21 protein-coding genes, 1 other RNA gene and 2 pseudogenes are annotated in these 23,466 nt (G+C 39.5%); 19 read left to right on the top strand and 5 right to left on the bottom strand.

Annotated features, from left to right (window positions below; translation table 11 throughout):
- The first annotated feature begins 131 nt into the window (after nucleotides 1-131).
- The 12 genes from FN924_RS19770 to FN924_RS14015 all read left to right on the top strand — a co-directional run bounded on the left by FN924_RS19770 (nucleotide 132) and on the right by FN924_RS14015 (nucleotide 10,812).
- Nucleotides 132-602 (top strand): sugar-binding transcriptional regulator, encoded by a 471-nt coding sequence (locus tag FN924_RS19770; protein WP_323368616.1) that lies wholly within the window; start codon nucleotides 132-134, stop codon nucleotides 600-602.
- On the top strand, nucleotides 586-1,164 hold the full coding sequence (locus tag FN924_RS19765; RefSeq protein WP_323368615.1) for a sugar-binding transcriptional regulator: 579 nt from the start codon (nucleotides 586-588) through the stop codon (nucleotides 1,162-1,164). Before FN924_RS19770 ends, FN924_RS19765 begins: the two co-directional genes overlap by 17 nt.
- A 28-nt stretch (nucleotides 1,165-1,192) precedes the next feature.
- The gene (gene gap / locus FN924_RS14055; protein WP_143895514.1) at nucleotides 1,193-2,200 is read left to right on the top strand and encodes a type I glyceraldehyde-3-phosphate dehydrogenase; all 1,008 of its coding nucleotides are present in this window, start codon (nucleotides 1,193-1,195) and stop codon (nucleotides 2,198-2,200) included.
- A 131-nt stretch (nucleotides 2,201-2,331) separates the two neighbouring features.
- The gene (locus tag FN924_RS14050) at nucleotides 2,332-3,513 is read left to right on the top strand and encodes a phosphoglycerate kinase (RefSeq protein ID WP_143895512.1); all 1,182 of its coding nucleotides are present in this window, start codon (nucleotides 2,332-2,334) and stop codon (nucleotides 3,511-3,513) included.
- Nucleotides 3,514-3,531: 18 nt separating this feature from the next.
- On the top strand, nucleotides 3,532-4,287 hold the full coding sequence (gene tpiA / locus FN924_RS14045) for a triose-phosphate isomerase (RefSeq protein ID WP_143895510.1): 756 nt from the start codon (nucleotides 3,532-3,534) through the stop codon (nucleotides 4,285-4,287).
- Entirely contained in the window at nucleotides 4,287-5,825 is a 1,539-nt protein-coding gene (gene gpmI, locus FN924_RS14040) for a 2,3-bisphosphoglycerate-independent phosphoglycerate mutase (RefSeq protein ID WP_143895508.1), read from the top strand. Before tpiA ends, gpmI begins: the two co-directional genes overlap by 1 nt.
- A 27-nt stretch (nucleotides 5,826-5,852) precedes the next feature.
- A complete protein-coding gene (gene eno / locus FN924_RS14035; RefSeq protein WP_143895506.1) occupies nucleotides 5,853-7,139 on the top strand; it encodes a phosphopyruvate hydratase in 1,287 nt (428 codons plus the stop codon).
- A gap of 259 nt (nucleotides 7,140-7,398) precedes the next feature.
- Nucleotides 7,399-8,355 carry a nuclease-related domain-containing protein gene (locus FN924_RS14030; RefSeq protein WP_143895504.1) on the top strand — a complete coding sequence of 319 codons (957 nt, stop codon included), beginning with the start codon at nucleotides 7,399-7,401 and terminating at the stop codon, nucleotides 8,353-8,355.
- A gap of 230 nt (nucleotides 8,356-8,585) precedes the next feature.
- Nucleotides 8,586-8,753, top strand: coding sequence for a hypothetical protein (locus FN924_RS18940; RefSeq protein ID WP_158634016.1), 168 nt, complete (start codon nucleotides 8,586-8,588; stop codon nucleotides 8,751-8,753).
- A gap of 155 nt (nucleotides 8,754-8,908) precedes the next feature.
- Nucleotides 8,909-9,313, top strand: coding sequence for a hypothetical protein (locus FN924_RS14025; protein ID WP_143895502.1), 405 nt, complete (start codon nucleotides 8,909-8,911; stop codon nucleotides 9,311-9,313).
- 131 nt (nucleotides 9,314-9,444) lie between these two features.
- Nucleotides 9,445-10,350 (top strand): carbon-nitrogen hydrolase family protein, encoded by a 906-nt coding sequence (locus tag FN924_RS14020; RefSeq protein WP_143895500.1) that lies wholly within the window; start codon nucleotides 9,445-9,447, stop codon nucleotides 10,348-10,350.
- A 183-nt stretch (nucleotides 10,351-10,533) separates the two neighbouring features.
- Nucleotides 10,534-10,812, top strand: a complete 279-nt coding sequence (locus FN924_RS14015; protein WP_143895498.1) for a hypothetical protein — start codon at nucleotides 10,534-10,536, stop codon at nucleotides 10,810-10,812.
- A gap of 192 nt (nucleotides 10,813-11,004) precedes the next feature.
- Here the strand turns inward: FN924_RS14015 and FN924_RS14010 are convergent, their stop codons facing one another.
- Nucleotides 11,005-11,328, bottom strand: coding sequence for a hypothetical protein (locus FN924_RS14010; protein ID WP_143895496.1), 324 nt, complete (start codon nucleotides 11,326-11,328; stop codon nucleotides 11,005-11,007).
- A 142-nt stretch (nucleotides 11,329-11,470) separates the two neighbouring features.
- On the opposite strand from FN924_RS14010, the gene FN924_RS14005 reads away from it, so the two are divergent.
- On the top strand, nucleotides 11,471-12,385 hold the full coding sequence (locus FN924_RS14005; RefSeq protein ID WP_143895494.1) for a VanW family protein: 915 nt from the start codon (nucleotides 11,471-11,473) through the stop codon (nucleotides 12,383-12,385).
- A gap of 307 nt (nucleotides 12,386-12,692) precedes the next feature.
- On the opposite strand, the gene ptsP is transcribed toward FN924_RS14005, so the two are convergent.
- The 3 genes from ptsP to FN924_RS13990 form a co-directional block, all read right to left on the bottom strand.
- Nucleotides 12,693-14,408 (bottom strand): phosphoenolpyruvate--protein phosphotransferase, encoded by a 1,716-nt coding sequence (gene ptsP, locus FN924_RS14000; RefSeq protein ID WP_143895492.1) that lies wholly within the window; start codon nucleotides 14,406-14,408, stop codon nucleotides 12,693-12,695.
- Nucleotides 14,409-14,411: 3 nt separating this feature from the next.
- The gene (locus FN924_RS13995; RefSeq protein WP_194709663.1) at nucleotides 14,412-14,678 is read right to left on the bottom strand and encodes a phosphocarrier protein HPr; all 267 of its coding nucleotides are present in this window, start codon (nucleotides 14,676-14,678) and stop codon (nucleotides 14,412-14,414) included.
- A 195-nt stretch (nucleotides 14,679-14,873) separates the two neighbouring features.
- Nucleotides 14,874-15,806: an alpha/beta hydrolase gene (locus FN924_RS13990; protein ID WP_143895488.1), complete on the bottom strand. Its 933-nt coding sequence runs from the start codon at nucleotides 15,804-15,806 to the stop codon at nucleotides 14,874-14,876.
- A gap of 161 nt (nucleotides 15,807-15,967) precedes the next feature.
- On the opposite strand from FN924_RS13990, the gene secG reads away from it, so the two are divergent.
- From secG to rnr, 3 genes and pseudogenes are all read left to right on the top strand, one after another.
- Nucleotides 15,968-16,198, top strand: coding sequence for a preprotein translocase subunit SecG (gene secG, locus FN924_RS13985; protein WP_143895486.1), 231 nt, complete (start codon nucleotides 15,968-15,970; stop codon nucleotides 16,196-16,198).
- Nucleotides 16,199-16,302: 104 nt separating this feature from the next.
- The gene (locus tag FN924_RS13980; protein WP_143895484.1) at nucleotides 16,303-17,046 is read left to right on the top strand and encodes an alpha/beta hydrolase; all 744 of its coding nucleotides are present in this window, start codon (nucleotides 16,303-16,305) and stop codon (nucleotides 17,044-17,046) included.
- Between the two features lie 84 nt (nucleotides 17,047-17,130).
- A pseudogene (gene rnr / locus FN924_RS13975) lies at nucleotides 17,131-19,400 on the top strand (ribonuclease R).
- Between the two features lie 10 nt (nucleotides 19,401-19,410).
- On the opposite strand, the gene FN924_RS13970 reads toward rnr, so the two are convergent.
- Entirely contained in the window at nucleotides 19,411-20,274 is an 864-nt protein-coding gene (locus FN924_RS13970; RefSeq protein WP_143895482.1) for an N-acetyltransferase, read from the bottom strand.
- A gap of 154 nt (nucleotides 20,275-20,428) precedes the next feature.
- On the opposite strand from FN924_RS13970, the gene smpB reads away from it, so the two are divergent.
- The 3 genes and pseudogenes from smpB to FN924_RS13955 all read left to right on the top strand — a co-directional run bounded on the left by smpB (nucleotide 20,429) and on the right by FN924_RS13955 (nucleotide 22,760).
- Nucleotides 20,429-20,893 carry an SsrA-binding protein SmpB gene (gene smpB, locus FN924_RS13965; RefSeq protein WP_143895480.1) on the top strand — a complete coding sequence of 155 codons (465 nt, stop codon included), beginning with the start codon at nucleotides 20,429-20,431 and terminating at the stop codon, nucleotides 20,891-20,893.
- Between the two features lie 131 nt (nucleotides 20,894-21,024).
- Nucleotides 21,025-21,388: a transfer-messenger RNA gene (ssrA, locus tag FN924_RS13960) on the top strand.
- 160 nt (nucleotides 21,389-21,548) lie between these two features.
- A pseudogene (locus tag FN924_RS13955) lies at nucleotides 21,549-22,760 on the top strand (ISL3 family transposase).
- Nucleotides 22,761-23,466: the final 706 nt, after the last annotated feature.

Raw genomic sequence — 23,466 nt, 5'->3', positions numbered from 1 at the left:
AGAATTATAGTTGTGGATATCTTTCTATTCTGCTAAAATAGATTCCGAAGAGGTATTCATTTGCTGTATGCGGGACAGAATATGACTAGCAGGGACAAAAACATCCCAAGTCGTAATGAAGGAGTTAAATCATGCGGGCACTAATAGATCTTCAAAAAAAATTATTCCCTGATCTGCTCGATATCATGCAGCGTAGATACAATATCTTGCATAAGATTCACATGCTTGAACCAATCGGTCGTAGAAGTCTATCTGATAATACGGATATGGCAGAGCGGTTAATAAGAAGTGAAATTGACTTTCTTAGTAATCAAGGCTTTATTCAAGTCACATCTAAAGGCATGCTCCTGACACCAGAAGGGAATAAGGTGTTAGAACAGCTAGCAGAATTCATGAAAGAATCTGCTGGACTCAGCTCACTAGAACGCCAGGTGAAAGAATTACTTCATTTAGATCATGTCATTGTAATTCCTGGTAATAGTGATGACCATGATTGGGTAAAACAAGAAATGGGTAAAGCGTGTCGGGTATTTACGATCCATACTCCAATCGAATCAGACCGTTGCTGTAACTGGAGGAACCTCCATGACGGCGGTTGCTGAGATGATGACGCCATTAGAAAATGCGCAAAATTGTATGTTCGTTCCTGCCCGTGGTGGCTTAGGCGAACGAGTAGAAAATCAAGCAAACTCGATTTGTGCAGAAATGGCGAAAAAAGCGAACGGGAAGTACCGATTATTGTATGTTCCAGACCCAATCGGGGAAGAATCTTACCAGTCCATTATTGCGGAGCCATCCATCATCGAAATCATGGAACTGATAAAAGCATCTGATGTTGTCATTCATGGAATTGGTGATGCTTGGACGATGGCAAAGCGAAGAAAAGCCTCTCAAGAGGTACTGGATACTATCTCCTCTCGAAAGGCAGTTAGTGAAGCATTTGGCTACTACTTTAATGAAGAGGGAGATGTTGTGTATAAAGTACGTACAGTCGGACTTCAATTGGAAGACCTAGCGAAGACGAATTGTGTCATTGCAATCGCGGGTGGAGAATCCAAAGCCGATGCGATTCAATCGTACTTTAAACAAGGTAAAAGCAACGTCTTAATTACAGACGAAGCTGCTGCACATCGTTTATTAGGGGAATCATCCCTTTTAAAATAATTATAGAAACACTAAGGAGGAAGTAACAATGACTGTAAAAGTAGGTATTAATGGTTTTGGACGTATTGGCCGTAACGTATTCCGTCAAGCGTTAAAAAACAATGAGGTAGAAGTTGTTGCAGTAAACGATTTGACAGATGCTAACATGCTAGCACATCTATTGAAATATGATTCCGTTCACGGAAAATTAGAAGAAGAAGTAAAAGTTAATGGAACAAACTTAGTTGTAGCAGGTAAAGAAATCAAAGTTCTTTCTGAACGTGACCCAGCTAATCTAGGATGGGGAAATCTTGGTGTAGAAGTAGTAATCGAATCTACTGGTCGCTTCACAAAACGTGAAGATGCGAAGAAACACCTTGATGCAGGCGCGAAAAAAGTTGTCATCTCTGCTCCAGCAAATGATGAAGATATTACAGTAGTTATGGGTGTTAACGAAGACAAATACGATGCAGCTAGCCACCACGTTATTTCAAATGCATCTTGTACAACAAACTGTCTTGCACCATTCGCAAAAGTACTTAACGATAAATTTGGTTTGAAACGCGGTATGATGACTACCGTCCACTCTTACACAAATGACCAACAAATTTTAGACTTACCGCACAAAGACTACCGTCGTGCTCGTGCAGCTGCAGAAAACATTATTCCTACATCTACTGGGGCGGCAAAAGCAGTATCTCTAGTATTACCTGAATTAAAAGGTAAACTAAATGGTATGGCAATGCGTGTACCTACTCCAGACGGTTCTTTAGTGGACTTAGTTGCTGAGTTAGATAAAGACGTAACTGCTGACGAAGTAAACGCAGCATTCAAAGAAGCTGCAGAAGGACACCTTAAAGGTATCCTTGGATACAGCGAAGAGCCATTAGTATCTGCTGACTATGTAGGTAACACTAACTCTTCTACTATTGATGCACTTTCTACAATGGTAATGGAAGGTAACATGGTAAAAGTAGTTTCTTGGTATGATAACGAAATGGGTTACTCTTCCCGTTGCGTCGACTTAGCTGTATTCCTTAAAAACAAAGGACTTTAAGAGATAGTAATAGGGGAGGGGGATTGATTCTCCTCCCTTTTTCCCTTGTATAACCAGAAATGATACTTGGATCGTGTTTCCTTTTAATCACTACATAAAAACACATCCAAAATCCAAAGGAGGTACCTGCATTGAACAAACAAACGATTCGTGACGTGGAATTAAAAGGGAAGAAAGTATTTTGTCGTGTGGACTTTAACGTTCCTTTAAGCAATGGAGAAGTAAGTGATGATACGAGAATTCGAGCTGCTCTTCCTACGATTCAATATTTAGTAGAGCAGGGTGCGAAAGTTATTTTAGCAAGTCACCTCGGACGTCCAAAGGGTCAAGTAGCAGAAGATTTACGCTTGGATTCGGTTGCAAAGCGTCTAAGTGAGTTACTAGGGAAGACTGTAACCAAAACAGATGAAGTATATGGCGATGAAGTGAACCAAGCAATTTCTCAATTACAGGAAGGAGATGTCCTGTTAATTGAAAACGTACGTTTCCAACCTGGTGAAGAAAAGAATGATCCAGAGCTTGCGAAGCAATTTGCAGCAATGGCAGATCTTTTCGTAAATGATGCATTTGGTGCAGCTCACCGTGCGCATGCTTCTACAGCAGGTATCGCGGATCATTTACCTGCCGTAGCTGGTTTCTTGTTAGAAAAAGAGCTTAATGTTTTAGGAAAAGCTTTATCTAACCCTGACCGCCCATTCACAGCTATCATTGGTGGGGCAAAAGTAAAAGATAAAATCGGTGTTATTGAAAATCTATTAGACAAAGTAGATAACTTAATCATCGGTGGAGGTCTTGCTTACACGTTCGTAAAAGCAAGAGGATTTGAAATTGGAAAATCTCTTTTAGAAGAAGATAAAATAGACTTAGCTAAAGAATTCATGCAAAAAGCAAAAGACAAAGGTGTCAACATGGTAATGCCGGTTGATGTTATTGTCGCAGATGATTTCTCTAATGATGCAAATACTCAAGTAGTTAGCATTGAAGAAATTCCGGCAGATTGGGAAGCATTGGACATTGGACCACAAACAAGAGAAAAGTATGCACAAATCGTAGCAGACTCTAAGCTTGTGATTTGGAACGGACCGATGGGGGTATTTGAAATAGATGCTTTCGCAAATGGAACAAAAGCTGTAGCAGATGCACTTGCAGATACAAAAGGCTACACGGTAATCGGTGGAGGAGACTCTGCAGCAGCGGTTGAAAAGTTCGGTTTAGCAGATAAGATGGATCACATTTCTACTGGTGGTGGAGCTTCCTTAGAGTTTATGGAAGGAAAAGCTTTACCAGGTGTAGAAGCATTATCAGATAAATAATAGGAGAGGTGAGATCGAATGAGAAAAAAGGTCATTGCGGGAAACTGGAAAATGAATAAAGTTCGTAGTGAAGCCGTTCAATTTCTTGAAGATACAAAGGGGCAGGTTCCTTCTTTTAACGAAGTAGAATCTGTTATCTGCGCACCATTCCCTTATCTTTCTGAGCTTGTACAAAAAGCAGAAGGGACACCAGTGAAGATTGCTGCTCAAAACATGCACTTCGAAGAAAACGGTGCGTTCACTGGAGAGGTTAGTCCAGTTATGCTAAAAGATATTGGTGTAACCTATGTAGTCCTTGGTCACTCTGAGCGTCGTGAATATTTTGCAGAAACCGATGAAACTGTTAACAAAAAAGTTCATGCTGCTTTCCAGCATGGATTAGTACCTATCGTTTGTGTAGGAGAAACGTTAGAGCAACGTGAAAGCAACCAAACGAATCAGCTTGTAGAAGGCCAAGTGAAGAAAGCACTGGAAGGTTTAAGCGAAGAGCAAGTAAAACAAACCATTATCGCTTATGAACCAATTTGGGCAATCGGAACTGGTAAAACAGCTACCTCTGAACAAGCGAATGAAGTTTGTACACATATCCGCAACGTTGTAAAAGACGTTGTATCTGCTGATGCTGCAGAAGCGGTTCGCATTCAGTATGGCGGAAGTGTAAAACCTGCAAATGTGGAAGAGTTGTTAGCACAGTCAGATATCGACGGAGCATTAGTAGGTGGCGCAAGCCTTGAAGCAGACTCGTTCTTAAAGCTAGTGGAGGCGGGTAAATAATGAGCCAAGATAAACTTGCAGCCCTCATCATTCTAGATGGTTTTGCTTGTCGCGACGAAGTGAAAGGGAATGCAGTAAAGCAAGCGAATAAACCAAACTTTGATCGTTACTGGAACAAGTTCCCACACAACCAGCTTGAAGCATCTGGAGAAGCGGTAGGGTTGCCTGACGGACAAATGGGGAACTCCGAGGTTGGACATCTGAATATCGGAGCAGGCCGAATTGTCTATCAAAGCTTAACAAGAGTGAACCTATCGATTCGTGAAGGTGACTTTTACGAAAACCAAGTGTTAGTAAATGCGATTAACCATGCTAAAGATACGGATCACGCATTACATGTCTTTGGCCTCCTGTCCGATGGTGGGGTGCACAGCCATATCGAACACCTTTATGCTTTGCTTAAATTAGCTAGCAAACAAGGTCTTAAGAAAGTATATGTCCATGGCTTCTTAGACGGTCGTGACGTTGGCCAAAAATCAGCGAAGAAGTATATTGAATCCACCCTTGATGTCATGAAGGAGTATGGAGTAGGAGAATTCGCCAGTCTTTCTGGACGTTACTATTCCATGGACCGTGACAAGCGCTGGGATCGTGTGAAAAAAGCATACGATGCAATGGTTTATGGGGAAGGCCCGACTTATCAAGATCCATTTGAAGTAGTTGAAGACTCTTACAAAAATGGAATTTACGATGAGTTCGTTCTTCCATCTGTGTTAACGGATGAAAACGGGAAACCAAAAGCGACGATTCAGGACGGTGATTCCGTTATTTTCTATAACTTCCGTCCAGACCGAGCGATTCAAATTTCTCGTACATTTGCGAACGAGGATTTCAGAGACTTTGATCGCGGACCAAAAGCACCAAAAGATTTACACTTTGTTGGATTAACCAACTTTAGTGAAACCGTGGATGGTTTTGTTGCGTATGAACCAGTGAACTTAGATAATACAGTAGGTGAGGTTCTTGCTCAAAACAACTTGAAGCAACTACGAATCGCAGAAACCGAAAAATATCCACACGTTACGTTCTTTATGAGTGGTGGACGTGAAAAAGAATTCCCTGGTGAAAAACGAATTCTAATCGATTCACCAAAAGTAGCAACGTACGACTTAAAACCAGAGATGAGTGCTTACGAAGTGACGGATGCACTGCTAGAAGAACTAGATAAGGGCGAACAAAACGCGATTATCTTGAACTTCGCTAACCCCGATATGGTTGGTCACTCTGGAATGCTTGAGCCAACGATTAAGGCAATTGAAACAGTTGACGAATGCTTAGGAAAAATTGTTGATAAAATTATTGAACTAGGTGGGCATGCTATTATTACGGCAGACCATGGGAACTCCGATGAAGTGATTACTATGGATGACAAGCCGATGACCGCACACACCACCAACCCAGTACCAGTCATTGTGACAAAAGAAGGTATTGAATTACGAGATGGCGGGATTCTAGGTGATTTATCTCCAACGTTGTTAGACCTATTAGGAGTCGAGCAACCGAAGGAAATGACTGGCCAATCCCTTATTAAAAAATAAAGCACAAGGAAAAGGAGAGATTAAGCAATGCCTTACATTACAGACGTTTATGCACGCGAAGTATTAGATTCACGCGGTAACCCAACAGTGGAAGTAGAAGTATTTACAGAATCCGGAGCTTTCGGATCTGCACTAGTTCCAAGTGGAGCTTCTACAGGTGAATACGAAGCAGTTGAACTACGCGACGGTGACAAATCCCGTTACCTAGGAAAAGGTGTTCTAAAAGCAGTAGAAAACGTAAACGAAATCATCGCACCAGAACTTCTTGGTCTAGACGTAACTCGTCAAGTTGTAATCGATGAGCTTCTTATCGAGCTTGATGGTACAGAAAACAAAGCAAAATTAGGTGCGAACGCAATCCTTGGTGTATCTATGGCAGTAGCACACGCTGCAGCGGATTACCTTGGTATGCCATTATACGCATACCTTGGAGGTTTCAACACAAAAACACTTCCAACCCCAATGATGAACATCTTGAATGGTGGGGAGCATGCGGATAACAACGTGGATATTCAAGAATTCATGATCATGCCAGTAGGTGCTCCAACTTTCCGTGAAGCACTACGCATGGGTGCAGAAATTTTCCACTCTCTTAAAAAAGTGCTTAGCGGTAAAGGTCTAAACACTGGTGTTGGGGATGAAGGTGGTTTCGCACCAAACCTAAGTTCTAACGAAGAAGCACTTTCTACAATCATTGAAGCAATCGAAGCAGCTGGTTACAAACCAGGCGAAGAAGTAAAACTTGCAATGGATGTAGCTTCATCTGAATTCTACGAGGATGGTAAATACAACCTTAAAGGGGAAGGCGTCGTTCGTACTTCTGAAGAAATGGTTGCTTGGTACGAAGAAATGATTAACAAATATCCGATCATCTCTATTGAAGATGGGTTAGATGAAAACGACTGGGAAGGTCACAAGCTTCTAACAGAGCGTATCGGTGATCGCGTACAGCTTGTTGGGGATGACCTATTCGTTACAAACACAAAACGTCTGAAGCAAGGTATCGAGCAAGGCGTAGGAAACTCTATCCTTGTAAAAGTGAACCAAATCGGTACACTTACAGAAACGTTCGATGCCATCGAAATGGCCAAACGTGCTGGTTACACAGCAGTAATCTCTCACCGCTCTGGTGAAACAGAAGATGCAACAATCGCGGATATCGCAGTTGCAACAAACGCTGGACAAATTAAAACAGGTGCACCATCTCGTACCGACCGTGTAGCGAAATATAACCAACTACTTCGTATCGAAGACGAACTAGTAGGAACTGGTATCTACGCAGGTCTAGATGCGTTTTATAACTTGAATAAATAATGCTTTACTGAGGAAAGCCACCCCGCGGGGGTGGCTTTTTTTGTGTGGTGGGGCTGTGGGATGAGAGCGTGAGCGCTGATATATCACTCTAGAACGCCGATAAAAAAATAATCGCTGATATACAGAAATTTTCGCCGATATAGCAAATTTTTCGCTGATATACGAAAATTTTCGCTGATATATTATCAGAAATTCAATTTTTCTTATCTCAAAGGTAAAATAGAAAAGTACATAGAATTAACAATCAGGAGGTGTTCGAATGATAATAAAGACTAGAAACAAGCCCGTGAGATTAAGAATTGCAGAAGCACTCCTTAGAAGATTGCCACAGAACCATTACCAAAGAAGAGAAATCACGGATGATTATAGGAAAAGGCTAGCCGGATATAACGGAGAAAAGAATATGGATTACTACTTAAAAGAATTAGACCATAATTTTCTCATATTTAATGATTTACGATTATCAAACAAGGATATCCATTTTCAAATGGATACACTGATTATTACGACAAAGCAAGTCATCGTGCTTGAGGCTAAAAATATTTCTGGTACACTTTATTTTGACCGGAAATTTAAACAATTGATTCGAACCTTAGATGGAAAGGAGGAAGGATTTAAAGATCCCATTTCTCAAGTAACTCTGCAAACCAACCGTCTAAGACATTGGTTAGCTGAACGTAATTTCGGTCATGTTAACGTTCAAGGATTTATTGTAATTTGTAATAATAATGCAGTTATTAAAACAAATTTGGAAGAAAACAACACCATCCATAAGGTATTCCATATGGAGCATATAATGAATATGGTTGAACAAGCTGAAGAAAACACACATAAATATTTGGATGACATTACGACCTCAGCGTTGAAAAATCTTCTATTAAATTCCCACGAAGTATCTTATCCTCTTGCTAATCAGATCTATGACTACCAATTAAATGAAGTATTAACTGGTGTAATATGTCCAAGATGTTCTTACATACCCATGGAAAGAAAAGAAAGAACGTGGAAATGCCCTAATTGTCAAAATAAGGACAGGCAGGCTCACATACAATCTCTTGAGGACTACCTTCTACTTATTCAACCCAAGATAAATAATGCAGAGTGCAGAGAATTTCTCCATATCAAAAGCTCTCATGTTTCCAAAAGAATATTAAATGCAAGTAACCTAAAGAGCAAAGGCTCCAAAAAAGGGAAGTATTATTTTTTAGAACTATAAAATTTTCAAATATGTCGTATGGAATAATATGTTAAACTATAATTGCAAGTTACTTTCCAGAGGTGGTTGTGTGGATTATTCTAATTTTTCCCCTATTATACAGTATGTATTATGTTTATAGTTGCAAGCATTCCTTTCTTGATTTTTGCCAGCATTAGATATTTGAAAAAGGAGACTAATTCTTTGGACCATCATTGAGTTAGCAATGCTAATAAAATGGAGGTTATCTCATGAAAAAAGGTGTTTTTTTATTCCTGTTAGGCATAGTTATGGGTTCATTTATTATGAACCTCCTCATAGATAATGAAGCTACCACGACAACAATTAATGTTATTGGATCGGCTTTGATTATTTTGTTGGCTCTTTTTTTAAGGATTACTTTCGCTAGAGATTCTTAGAGGTAGTAATTCTATACAGTAATTCTTGAGATAATACGATATTACTCAAAATGCTGTGAAAGAAAATTAAATAGATTATCAATAGTATTGCAATTTGTTAGTGGCAAGTTGTGAAATACCTTCGGTGAATACCATATTTATAAGGAGGCTAAATCATGAACCGACTGACAACCTATATCCTTTGGACTGCTGGGATTCTGCTTATTGCTTTTCTAGGTATGGAAGCTTACAATCGGTTGCGGGAATACAGTAATGAAACATTCGAACTTCGGCCACTGGTGCTTTTTGGTACTCTTTTCCCAGTATTTTTAGGCTTCTTAACTAGACTTCCTAAATTCCTTGTGGAGTGGAAAAAGCCCTGGAAAATTGACGTTGTAAAGCTTTCTGTTATTGGAATTCCTACGTTCATTCTTATGTTTATCCCAGTTGCTTCATTTCTTAACTTACTCCAAATTCCGCCATTTTTGTATTACTTCGCTGTGCAATCTCCTTCGTTTCTATCCACGTTATCCGGCTTTGTATTTGGCTATGTATTATTAGACAGCTTGAAGCAATCTTAATTTCTATTAAAAAACCATTGATTGTGTTATAAAAACATAGTATATTGTATAAATTACTGCGCATTTCTTTAATGAACGTTTAAAGTGGTGCGCTTTTCTTCTGACATTTTTTATAAGGGGGAATGAAAGAAATGAAACTACGTGTATCTGCTGTTCAGTATCATCTTCACACGATTGACACGTTCGAGGATTTTGCCAAACAAGTTACCCATTATGTGAAGAGTGCAGCTGAATTCAACTCCGATTTTATTTTGTTTCCGGAATTTCTTACTACACAGCTATTGTCCATTACCGATCAAACGGATCGCACTTATACAGGTTTACCAGCATATACAAATCGATATTATGCTTTAATGTCTTCCCTTGCGAAGGAGGAAAATATGCACATTATTGGTGGTACTCACATTATCGAAAGAGGTGGCAAGTATTACAATGTTGCTCATCTTTTCTATCCAAATGGTCGTATGGAAGAGCAAGCGAAGCTTCATCTAACACCGTGGGAAATAACCGAATGGAAGCTGTCTCCGGGTGAAGGTGTTCGGATTTTTGATACCGAAAAAGGGAAAATTGCTATCCTGACTTGTTATGATGTGGAGTTTCCTGAGATTGTACGAATGGTACGAGGAATGGGAGCAGATGTTATTTTTATTCCATCTTGCACAGATGATCGTCACGGTTTTCATCGTGTTCGCTATTCCTGTCATGCTCGAACTATTGAGAATCAAGTGTATGTTGTTACAACTGGTACAATCGGCTCCCTTCCTACTGTTGATTTTATGCGTTCTAACTTTGGGCAGGCGGCAGTGATAACGCCAAATGATGTTCCATTTCCTCAGGGAGGAATTTTAATGGAAGGCGAAATCAATCATGATATGATTATTACTGCAGACTTAGATTTATCCTTGTTGTATGAAGTTCGCCTAGATGGCTCTGTTACGACGTGGAGGGATCGTCGCGTCGATTTGTATCCAGATTTAAGTAAGTCCAAAGAGAAACAAGCTGAAGTATCGAAAAAAACAATCCCTTTACCGTTATAATAAACCTGTTGTCATTGGACATTGATGGGCTGCTTTACCATTTGATTGCAGGTTATGGTGGAGTGTCCGTTTAGTGATATAAAAACCTTACTTCACTAGAAGTAAGGTTTCTTAATATCTTTATTAATAGCAGTAATCTTTATATTATAATAGGATTATTATGGTAATATGAGGGGGGATAGTATGGTCTGTGCAACGAAATCCCAAAGAATTCCCGTGTTGTTTTTATTTATGTTATGGGTGTTGTTGATGATTATTGTGACGAGTAGCTTATTTAAAATTTTCTTTTTGCTGCTTGCAGTATGTACGTTCTTACAATTATTTATTCAATTTAAAATAAGAATCAGTGATTCATTATTGCAGTATCAAGTTTTCTTTTTCACCTTACCTATCGTTAATAAAAAACTGCTTTTTAATCATATCAAATGGATTCGTTTAACAAAAGGTAGGCACTGCAAATAAAACGGCAACAATAAAATTAAAACAAAGAAGGAGAATTACAATTTCTCATTATGAGCCATCCAAGATGGTGGATGATTTAATGATGGAGCTTTTGAGTTTTGCTGAGAGTAATGGTATTCCCGTTTTAAAGACAAATGACTATATAGGGATGGAAGAGTCTTATTATTAGAAAATTTAGCTGGAGAAGCTTCTTTATGTGGACGAGGCAAGTATGGTATCACAAATGGATTTGCACATTTCTTGCCTAGACATACGGCATAACAACTCTTTTGTTGAAAATTTTCCAGCTAGCTTCTCTTTTATTAAGGAATCGAAGTTTACAAATTGCAAGTAGTCCTTATCCCAACTAATGGAGAAGTCTGGAAATCGTTTGTTCAGCAGTTTATGTATATGTGCCATTTTGGAATAATCAATGGATAAAGTAGATAACGCTGGCAGAAAAGTTAAAATAAAATCTATTTCTCTGTCTGTACACTCCTCTTCATATAACCAGTCCATCACAGTTATGTTCTTCATAATGTACCACGCCCCCACAACCATAATAATTTCTCAAAACCCTTCCCCAAACTAGTGTATCACTCGGCGATTCATTTTTATATCCTAATTATTACATGAAATCATAGCTCCTACTCATACTACAGGTAGGAGGTAATCGAATATGAAGCTTACATATCTAACTATGCTCTTATTATTTGCCAATCAAGTCATATCTCCTAGTAACCTAGTCGTGACTTATAAAGGGGAAACTGTTGCAGATGTACAACCAGCAGATTTTGCAATTCCTTATCTAGATGAACCGATCTTGGATGAAGAAAAATATAGTGAGTTTATAAAGGAGTTAGAAGAGGATATTTATCAAGAACCAGTCAACGCTACGCTTAACGACAGCGGAGAGATTGTCGCGGGAAAAGCTGGCTATACCTTGCATCGTCAAAAATTCAGGGATTTGTTCTATACGTATTTTTTAAATAAACAACCAGTTGAAATAGAAGCTCCAGTGCTTAAAGTCCATCCTCGGGTTGATAAGGAATTGTTAGCCATGATTCGAACGAAACGAATTGGTCAATATATTACGTATTTTAATTCCAATAATGAAGAAAGGGCACACAATATTGCACTTGCAGCAGAAGCGGTGAATAACTATGTCGTCTTTCCAGGTAAGACGTTTTCGTTCAACGAAGTAGTGGGGAAGCGCACAAAAGAGAAGGGGTATTTACCTGCTCCGGAGATTGTAAGAGGTGAAGTATCGGAAGGGATAGGTGGTGGCATTTGTCAGGTGTCGTCCACCTTATTTAACGCAGTGGATCGGATTGGTGTGAAAATTCTTCAACGCTATTCCCATAGTAAAAGTGTTCCTTACGTTCCATCTGGAAGGGATGCCACCGTCAGTTGGTATGGTCCTGACTTTTCCTTTAAAAATAACTTAAATCAACCACTGCTGATTCGAGCTAAGGCCGCATATGGAAATATGGAGATTAATATTTATTCATCAGATATTGTGGAGTATAAGCCACGTGAAGTACCGAATGCTTCGAAGGAGTTAAGGAGAGATATGGAAATGTTCGGGGAATAGTGGTAGGCAAATAAAACGTCACTAAAATGTTGATCCAATGATATTTCTAGAGTACTAAAAAATCACGGATGCCTATCTATGTATAGGATTGGCATCCATAAGAGGCATCTAAAATGATAGCCACATTAATGTTTTCTCTCCTTAACCTTTCACCCACTGTTGCTTTGCAAATCGTCTAATGGTATTTTTCCTCGAGGTATAAAGGAAGTAAGTCCGGGGAGCTCAGGGGGGAGTGTTTACTGTTTATCTTTTACAGTTTTCGTTAAGATAAATAAATGCATGGACATAGTCCATGCATTTATCTCTGTTATTGGTTCGTTTTTTCACGAACAAACGCTTCCACCTCATCAGCCGTACTCATAGATAACAATTGATCTTTGAAAGAAGCCATTTCCGCTTTAGAAAGCTTAGAAATTTGTGTGCGTGCTGGGAGAATGGAGGTTGCACTCATGCTGAATTCATCTAAGCCTAGTCCAAGTAAAATTGGGATAGCGATAGAGTCTCCAGCCATTTCTCCACACATTCCAGCCCATTTGCCTTCTGCGTGAGCAGCTTCAATTACATTGTTAACAAGGTTTAAAATTGCTGGGTGGTATGGTTGGTATAGATAAGATACGCGTTCGTTCATACGGTCCGCAGCCATTGTATATTGAATCAAATCATTCGTTCCGATACTGAAGAAATCAACTTCCTTCGCAAATTGTCGAGCGATTACAGCAGTAGAAGGAATCTCAACCATAATACCAATTTCAATGTCATCGCTCACTTTAGACCCTTCACTAACTAGCTTGTCTTTTTCTTCAAGAAGGATTGCTTTTGCTTGACGGAACTCGTCTAACGTTGCAATCATTGGGAACATGATTTTTAAGTTTCCATAGACGCTTGCACGTAATAGGGCACGAAGCTGTGTACGGAAAATATCGTCACGCTCTAAGCAAAGACGAATGGCTCTAAATCCTAAGAACGGGTTCATTTCCTCTGGAAGCTTCAAGTAGCTAAGCTCCTTATCTCCACCGATGTCAAGTGTACGTACAACAACAGGGTGATCACCCAATTGTTCTAGAACGGATTTATACGCTTCGAATTGCTCCTCTTCGGTTGGAAGCTCGCTTTTACCCATGTACAAGAACTCCGTACGGTAAAGTCCAACGCCTTCTCCACCGTTGTCGATAACCCCTTTTACATCCTCAGGAGTACCGATATTAGCAACAAGCTCTACAAATTGTCCATCCGTAGATTTAGTTGGCTCGTTTTTCAGCTTCGCCCATTCTTTCTTCTGTTCTTCAAAATCAGCTTGTTTCTTTTCATACTGTGCAATAACAGCATCACTTGGATTCAAGATAACCTCTCCATCAATCCCATCGACAATGACCATGTCGTTTTCTTTTGCTTCAGAAGTGATGGTCTTCGTACCGACAACAGCAGGAATCTCAAGAGAACGTGCCATTATCGCAGAGTGAGACGTACGTCCACCAATATTCGTTGTAAATCCTTTAACGAATTGTTTATTTAGTTGTGCCGTGTCAGATGGCGTAAGATCCTCTGCCACCACGACAACTTCCTCATCGATTAAAGCGGGATCAGGGAAATTGACCTTTAAAAGATGAGCCATTACACGTTTCGTTACGTCTTTAATATCTGCCGCACGCTCACGCATGTACTCATTATCCATGCCTTCAAACATGCTAATAAACATATCTGCCGTTTCTTTTAAAGCAGCTTCTGCATTTGTGTTTTCAGACTTAATTTTATCTTGAATTGGGTTAATCATTTCTGGATCGCTCAAAACGAGTAGGTGAGCAGAGAAGATTTCCGCGTGCTCATCGCCAAGTGTTTTCTTCGCATTTTCCTTAATTTTTTCCAACTCTTTTTTGGAAATTTCTAAGGCATCTTGCAAACGAGCGATTTCTTGCTCTGGATTATCTACTTTTGTTTTTTCAAAAGTTAAATCTGGGACAGCCAACTTGTACACTTTTGCAATTGCAATACCATTTGATGCTGCAATTCCGCTTAGGTTGCTCATAACTTATTCTCCTAACCCTTCGCTTTTAATGGTATCTGCAATTGTACGAAGCGCTTCGTCTGCGTCCGGACCTTCTGCAACTACTTTGATTTGTGCGTCTTTTGGAATACCAAGAGACATGACTCCCATAATGGATTTTAAGTTAACGGATTTTCCGTTATACTCTACTTTTAAATCAGATTGGAATGCACCAGCTTTATTCACGAGAAGAGTAGCTGGGCGGGCATGTACACCTGTGCTATCCGTTATGGTAAAAGTTTGTTCAGCCATAATGAATCCTCCTATTATAAATCATATCCCAGTATAAACCCTTCTCTCTGTCTATGTAGGCATACTGGCTCTCTAACTATATAATTTTACCCTTAATTCAAACGAAATTTCAAGAAATCTAGTTCCATTGTACGAGGAAACATGACAGATTTATGAACAACGTCGAACCGCTATGTTTTCCGTCCATTTATTCTCCTAGGAAATGTAAAACTCTAACCATTTTAAGACATCTTTGTAGATTTCTGTTTTATTGAGTTCATTCAGTAATTCATGACGGCCGTGTGGATAAAATTTTGCCGTGATATCATCAATATCATGTTTTTGGTATTGTTTCATCACTTTCCAAATATCCTTTCCGTATTTTCCAACAGGATCTTCTTCTCCCGTTATAAATAACATTGGGAGATTTTTTCGGATTTTTTTGATGAGTTTATCTTGATGGATTAGGTCAAGTCCGTGAAATAAATCATAGAAAAAGCTAGCCGATGGGATGAAACCACAAAGTGGGTCCTCGACGAACGCCAGCACTTGCTTTTCATCGTGAGATAACCAATCATAAGGTGATGTAGGATTTGATACCCGTTTGTTATAGGAATTGAATACAATTTTGTTAAGGGTTGGAGACGGTGCTCCTAATAAATCCTTTTTCATTTGTTGCTTTGCAAGTCGCTTTCCGGCTACATTTGCAATCCCTGGATGCCCCCCTGTTCCAGAAATTATCACCCCTTCAATATCCTCACTATGTAATTGAATATAGTGTCTAGCTACAAAAGATCCAAAGCTGTGACCCAATAAGAATATGGGGGTGTCCGGATACTCGTCTTGGATATGCTTCGTAACTAGATGTACGTCATTCGTTACTTTTTCAAATCCATCTTCTTCGGATAAGAAACCCATGAAACCATGCGCTTTTCCGGTCTGTCCATGGCCACGATGATCATTTCCGTAGACAAAAATGTTTTGACTTACTAAGTAGTGTGCAAAATCATCATATCGATCAATATGTTCCACCATTCCATGGGAGATTTGAACGATCGCCTTCGGATCATTCGATCGAGGCTTAATCCATTTCTGAACATGAAGTTTTACATCATCCACAGTATCTAGCCAAAAAGAAGATTTAGCCATAATACTCCTCCATTCTTTATATGTCTATCATACCCGTAATTTTATCTATATAATAGTCGTTTGTGAAACGATTGAGAAGTAGGAAATTCGCTTGCTAATATAGGACGACTTATGCTAAAGTAATTTATATGTATTAGTGCGTCTTAGGAGGTGTCCGCAACATGACAACAGTTGCGATTACGTTATTAATAATCGATGCAGTTGCACTTATTGTTTTAGTTCTTTTACAATCTGGTAAAAGTGCAGGACTATCTGGTGCCATTTCTGGTGGTGCCGAACAATTATTCGGAAAACAAAAAGCACGAGGAATTGACTTAGTATTACACCGAGCAACAATTGTTGCCGCTGTACTTCTTTTTGTCCTTACGTTCCTTTTGGCTTACGTTGTATAATCTGAAATCCCTTACTACTCACAGTAAGGGATTTTTTGCGTAAAAACTACTTGTTTAGGGTAAAGCATACATAGAGCAAGAAATAGAATGGAGAGAAAGTAGAGATGAAAATAAAACAACCAGAACCATTTACGTTTGAAGAAGGAAAGAAAGCGGTACTACTTTTACATGGCTTCACAGGACATACTGCAGATGTTCGAATGCTAGGGAGATATTTGCAAGGTAAGGGCTACACTTGCCATGCTCCGATTTATCGCGGCCATGGAGCACCACCAGAAGAGCTGATTCAGTCGAATGCGGATCAATGGTGGGAAGATGCCCAAGCCGCTTACAAGCATTTAAAGGATTTAGGGTATGAAGAAATTGCCGTAGCCGGCCTGTCCCTAGGTGGAGTTCTAGGACTTAAATTAGCATATTCCTTCCCGGTCCAAGGTGTTGTTCCAATGTGTGCACCGATGTTTTTTGACAACGAACAACAATTAACAGTAGGATTTAGACAATTCTCTAAAGAATATAAACAACTAGAGCAAAAAGAGGAAGCAACCATTCAACAAGAAGTGGATGCGTTAATGGAAAAATCTAAGGATGTCTTTAAAGGATTAGGAGAGCTCATTACAGATGTCAAAGAACATGTGGATCACATCTATGCACCAACGTTTGTCGTACAGGCTAGAAAGGATCAAATGATTAATACAGACAGTGCTACGTATATTTATGAGCATGTCGAATCCGATGAAAAAGATATCAAATGGTATGAAGAATCCGGACATGTCATTACATTAGGAAAAGAAAAAGAGCAGCTTCATGAAGATATATACAGGTTTTTAGAATCACTTCCTTGGTCTTAACACACAATAAAACCACTGTATGAACATATGTAAAATAGTAAATTATATAGACAAAATGTCGTGTGAAAAGGAAGGTGAAGCAAGATGAAAGAACAGATTTTGGAGTACTTTCAGGAAAATGCTTCGAAACCATTATCCGTCCAAGAAATTGAAGAAGTATTGGACTTGAAGGCTGCAGAAGATTTTAAGGGATTAATGAAAGCATTAAATGAATTAGAGGAAGCTGGAGAGCTCGTCCGAACGCGAAAGAATCGGTACGGCCCACCTGAACGAATGAACCTGATTCGTGGTCGAATCCAAATGCATGCAAAAGGATTTGCGTTTTTAATTCCAGAAGAAGAGGACCAAGACGATGTATACATTAACCATGCGGATCTACAGTCTGCAATGAATAATGACATCGTGCTTGTTCGAATTGAGTCTACGAATGCACAAGGGAACCGTCCAGAAGGCGTGGTTATTCGTATTGTAGAGCGTGCGACTTCCCAAGTAGTCGGAACGTATCAGGATAACGGACACTTTGGATTTGTTGTTGCAGATGACAAACGAATTCCAAATGATATCTTTATTCCAAAGGGCGCGACTGGTGGAGCGGCAGATGGACACAAAGTGATTGTGAAAATCGTGAAGTATCCAGAAGCTCGGATGAGTGCCGAAGGGGAAGTTGTGCAAATTTTAGGGCACAAAAATGACCCAGGTATTGATATTCTGTCGATTATCTATAAGCATGGAATTACGATTGACTTTCCAGATGAAGTAATGGAGCAAGCAGCTAACACACCTGATTCTATCTCAGAAGAAGAAATCAAAAATAGAAAAGACTTGCGAGACGAACAAATCGTAACCATTGATGGTGCGGATGCCAAAGACTTGGATGATGCTGTTACTGTAAAACGCTTAGATAATGGAAATTATAAGCTGGGCGTGTATATCGCAGATGTGAGCTATTATGTTCAAGAAGGCTCGCCAATCGATAAAGAAGCACTAGAACGTGGAACGAGTGTGTACTTAGTGGACCGAGTGATTCCAATGATTCCACACCGTCTTTCCAACGGCATTTGTTCTCTAAACCCACAGGTTGATCGTCTAACCCTTGGTTGTGAGATGGAAATTGATGCAAACGGGGAAGTGGTTAGTCACGATATTTTCCAAAGTGTTATCAGAACGACGGAGAGAATGACATACCACGATGTGAATCAAATTCTTGTCAACGATGATGAGGACTTAATCAAACGGTATGAGCCACTTGTTCCGATGTTTAAGGACATGGAAAACCTTGCGCAAATTCTTCGTAATAAGCGGATGAATCGCGGTGCGATTGACTTTGATTTTAAAGAAGCAAAAGTACTTGTAGACGAAGAAGGGAAAGCGAAGGATGTCGTGTTACGGGAGCGTTCCGTTGCGGAAAAGCTTATTGAGGAGTTCATGCTAGCAGCGAACGAAACGATAGCCGAGCATTTCCATTGGATGGACGTGCCTTTTATTCACCGGATTCACGAGGATCCAAGCGAGGATAAATTACAAAGCTTTTTCGAATTTATTGCGACATTAGGTTACGTGGTGAAAGGAACAGCAAACGACGTACATCCACAAGCCTTGCAAAAAATCTTAGAAGAAGTGCAAGGTACACAAGAAGAAATGATTATATCGAAGCTCATGCTTCGTTCCATGAAACAAGCAAAATATGATCCGCAAAGCATCGGGCACTTCGGCTTGGCAACCGAGTTTTATACACACTTCACATCGCCAATTCGTCGTTATCCTGACTTAATTGTCCATCGATTAATCCGGACATATTTAGTCGAACAAAAGCTCGACGGAAAAACACAAAATCATTGGCGTGACCGTATGCCAGCGATTGCGAAGCATGCATCCGATAAAGAACGTGCTGCCGTCGATGCAGAGCGTGAAACAGATGATCTAAAAAAAGCGGAGTTCATGGCCGATAAAATCGGAGAAGAATTCGATGGGGTTATTAGCTCTGTAACGAACTTTGGATTGTTTGTAGAGTTACCTAATACGGTAGAAGGTCTCGTTCACGTAAGCTATATTTAACCGACGATTATTATCACTTTGACGAACGCTCTTATGCGATGATCGGGGAGCGTACCGGAAACATATTCCGTATCGGTGATGAAATCACAGTTAAAGTAGCCAATGTAAATATTGAAGAACGTGTCGTGGATTTCGAAATCGTTGGAATGAAACCGAAACAACCACGTGAGCGAATGGACCGTCCAAAAGTGATTACCGCAAAACGCTTACGAAATAAAACAGCAGGGAAACCGAATAACGGAAGCAAGCCACCAAAAGGATCCGGCAAGAAAAATGGAAAGAAAAAGAAGAAAAGATAGGCGCTCGCGCCTATCTTTTGTCTGTCCAACGACCATATAGCACCCAAGGATCTGCTTCTTCAAAAGCAGATTTATCTGGTATGTTTTCATATCCTGTCACAGAGAAATCAAGCCAAAGTCCAATATCATTGGGCTCCTCTTCAAAGTAGTGAAAGACCGTTTCCCAAAAGCCCGGCTGTTCAAAGTGATCATCCCAGAAGTATTTGATTTGCGCATACCAATCGCCTTTCTGATCATTTTTAATCATGACAAAGCGAGTCTTGTCTGGGCTTTGATAAACGACTGTTTGTGCTAAATAGTCTTCCTCGATAAGATCGGGTGATAGCGGAAATGGATAATAGCATTCATAAGGATATACGTCTAATGCATTTTCTCGTAATGAGAAAAGAAGCTCTCTTTTTGTCTGGTTTTCCTCGACTTTTGTCCAAATTGGCCCAGGAGTTCCTTGTAGTTTGAGTGCATCTTTGATCACGACAGAATGTAGTGTGGTTATTTCATTCAACCCTAATTTATCTAGCACCCGTCTTGCACCGTGATTGCTTAGGTTTGTGTTGGCTCCAATCCACTTAATCGAAGGATCTTGTTCAAGCTCTTGGATGATTCCTCTTAAAATGGTCGTCGCGTTTCCTTTTGCTAAAAAGCGGGTATCGCTTCTAAGTCGACCGAGCATCGCATAGCTTCCTGGAAAGATGGTATATCCTGCAATAGCTAAAAGCGAATCGCCATCAAATAGGCCGAACAAACCGTGGTGCGCTTCGGTAACGAGATTTTCGTATATATGTAAGACATAATCATCTTCCACACTTGTCTGCATGTTATGTACGATGTCAAAATCGTCAAGTGTGAGTTTTCTTACTTGAAGTGTTTCCTGCATGGAATCATCCCCTTTCTATCTCCAATATTTTCTCATGGGATGAATGAGGATGTCTATGGATTTGACTATAACGAAAGGGAGCTAGGAATATAGATTGGAATGCGGTGTCTTTTTTGATAAAATATAATGCACGTAGTTAGAGGAGGAAAAGGCTATGCCTAAAGGACAAGGAAAAGCGATTGCGCAGAATCGTAAAGCCAATCATGAATATTTTATAGAAGAAACCTATGAAGCCGGCTTAGTCTTGCAAGGTACTGAGATAAAATCATTGCGAGCTGGTCGTGTGAATTTAAAGGACAGCTTTGCCCGCATTGATCGCGGAGAAGCGTGGATTATTAACTTGCACATCTCTCCATATGAGCAAGGGAACCGATTCAACCATGATCCGACTCGTACGAGAAAGCTATTATTGCACCGTAAAGAAATTGATAAGCTAATCGGAGAAACCCAACAGCAAGGCTATGCGCTCGTTCCATTAAAGATATACATTAAAAACGGAGTAGCGAAGGTTTTAATTGGTCTTGGTAAAGGGAAGAAGAAATACGATAAGCGTGAAGACTTGAAGCAGAAGCAAGCAAAGCGGGACATCGATCGAGCGATTAAGGATAGTATGAGGTAACAATTACCACAGTAGAACCCTTGAAATCGTAATGGAAGATGTTATAATTAATTATGTCGCTTCACTGAAACACTGAAACACTGAAACATTTTTTAGGTGCTCGGGTACCTTTATCCGTTTACCCATTTCATGGGGACGTTACGGATTCGACAGGGGTAGGTCGAGCTCAGGCTGCGGGTCGAGGTTACGACTCGTTAAACGTTACTCGCCTAAATATAACTGGCAAAGAAAACAATTACTCTTTAGCAGCTGCGTAAGTAGCACTAAAGGATCCTTCCTACCATCGCCCATGTGGTAGATCGAAGGGTCTCAACTTGAAGTGGGCTACGCTGTCGTCCTCCGCCTGAGGATAGACAGAAGAGATGAATCAGGCTAGCTCCAGGGAAGCCTGTTGGTAGGCCGAACTGAGAGCGAATGACAATATACCAACTACGCTCGTAGATGCCTGAGTGCCGATATCTCTGGACGTGGGTTCGATTCCCACCGTCTCCACCAATACATAATTGGTGGTTTTTTTGTGTCTGTGACTTTAAGCATAAAAATGGCTCTATAATATTTGTTGGGGTTCAGGTGAAATTCTGAAAAATAAAACACACGCAACCAATACATTCTTATATACTTGAATTGTCGAGAAACAAGTAGAGAATGGGGTTGCGTGTATATGGATTTTACCATGAATATACCAGGATTAAAAGAATGCATTATAACTAATATGGAAGATCGTGATGGAACGGTTCAGATTTATGTAGAAATGGAGCGTATCCCTCATTGTTGCCCGGTTTGTGAAACTAAAACAGACCGTGTACATGATTTAGATATCAAAAAATAAAACACTTAAAGTGGTTTGAGCGAATGACTCTATTATGGTATAAACGTCGTCGTTATGCTTGTCCTTCTTGTGGGAAGCGATTCTCAGAAAAAAGTCCAATAGTAGAACGGTACCAACGTGCTTCTATTGAATGGAACCAAGCGGTTTCAATAAAATCGATAAAAGGAAAGACCTTTAAAGAGGTTGGCGAAACATTCGGTGCCAGCTTCAACAATTGTAAGACGCTTTGATAAATTAGCTGAGAGAAAAAAAAGGTAAACTTGCCATCCGTTATTGCAATGATGAAATAAAGGAGATACAAAGGAAGGGAAATACCAGCTAATTATCGCAGATGGTATCACTAGACAACCTCTTGATATACTACCTAATCGGTATAAAAACACAATTAAAAATTATCTACAAAAACATGGCCAACAGGTTGAAGTAGTTATCATGGATATGAGTTCATCCTTTAAGGCAGCTGTTCAAAAGGCATTAGGGAAGCCTATTATCGTAGCCGATCGATTTCATTTTTGTAGATATATTTATTGGGGATTAGATCGTGTTAGAAGACGTGTGCAACAAACCTTCCACGACTATGATCGTAAGAAATGTAAGCGTATGAAACATGTATTTCATAAACCAAAGAATCGCTTGAAAGAAGACGAAATGTGGCATTTAGAAAGATATTTAGGAATGTCAGAAGAACTAAGAACTGCTCATGAACTAAAGGAAATATATAAAGATTGGTTTGAAGAAGCTAAAGTAATTGGGAGTGAAAATATCTTCAAGGTGAAGAAAGACCTAAAAGCTTTCTATGATCTGGTAAGAGAATCTGAATTACCAGAAATGATTAGTGCGATTAAGACGTTTCAAAATTGGCAAGTTGAAATACTAAATAGCTTTGTTTATAACTATTCAAACGGTTTTTTGGAAGGGATTAATAATACTACGAAAGTTTTAAAGAGGAATGCGTTTGGATTTAGAAGCTTCAAACGTTTTAGAGCAAAGATTTTACTCGCAAGACAGTATAAAGAAGTAGGGTTGCATATTGGTTGAGGTGACGAATAACATCACCACCCCAACATTTGACGTAGAACCATAAAAATGGCACGATTACGTCTTTATGCTTGAAAATCTAAATAACATTCTTATGCTTAAAAACATCCGAGGAAGTTTTTATTTTGTAGGTCCCCATTTGTTCCAGATTTTAAGGGCCGATGTGTAGGATGAAAAAACAGCATAAAAACACTTTGGCCTCTTTAAATAAAAGAAGACTTTTTTATTTGGATATAAATTTTGAATATTAACAGAAAAAATATCATTAAATTGGAAAAGCGCCACTTTTCATATCCTTTATATACTTATGTAATGATGATACATGTATTCTTTTTATTTTCATGAGTTTATTTTTTCTTTACGCAGAAGAAGTGTTCAATGGTTCTTACATTTTTTACGGGAGAAAACCACAACAAAATTATGGATAAAAAATACCCAATAGTAGCTATTAAAAGAGCATTACTCAATCCAAGAACTGTAGCCAATAAACCTCCAGCTAATCCCCCTAAAGGCATAGCCCCTCTACTAATAAACCTATTACTTGCATTAATTCTCCCAAAATATTATTCGAAGTTACTGTTTGCCTTAAACTAACTTGATTTACAAAGTAAACTGTATTTCCAAATCCAGTAAAAACTTGACCTATAATTGCAATGGCAATATTAGAAAAAATGGATAATAGTTAGTGAAAGGCACTATTATTCCC

Origin of the sequence: Radiobacillus deserti (genome assembly GCF_007301515.1) — a bacterium.
Classification (GTDB): domain Bacteria; phylum Bacillota; class Bacilli; order Bacillales; family Amphibacillaceae; genus Radiobacillus; species Radiobacillus deserti.
Note: the sequence above shows the minus strand (reverse complement) of the source record. Positions and strands in the feature narration are given on the sequence as shown.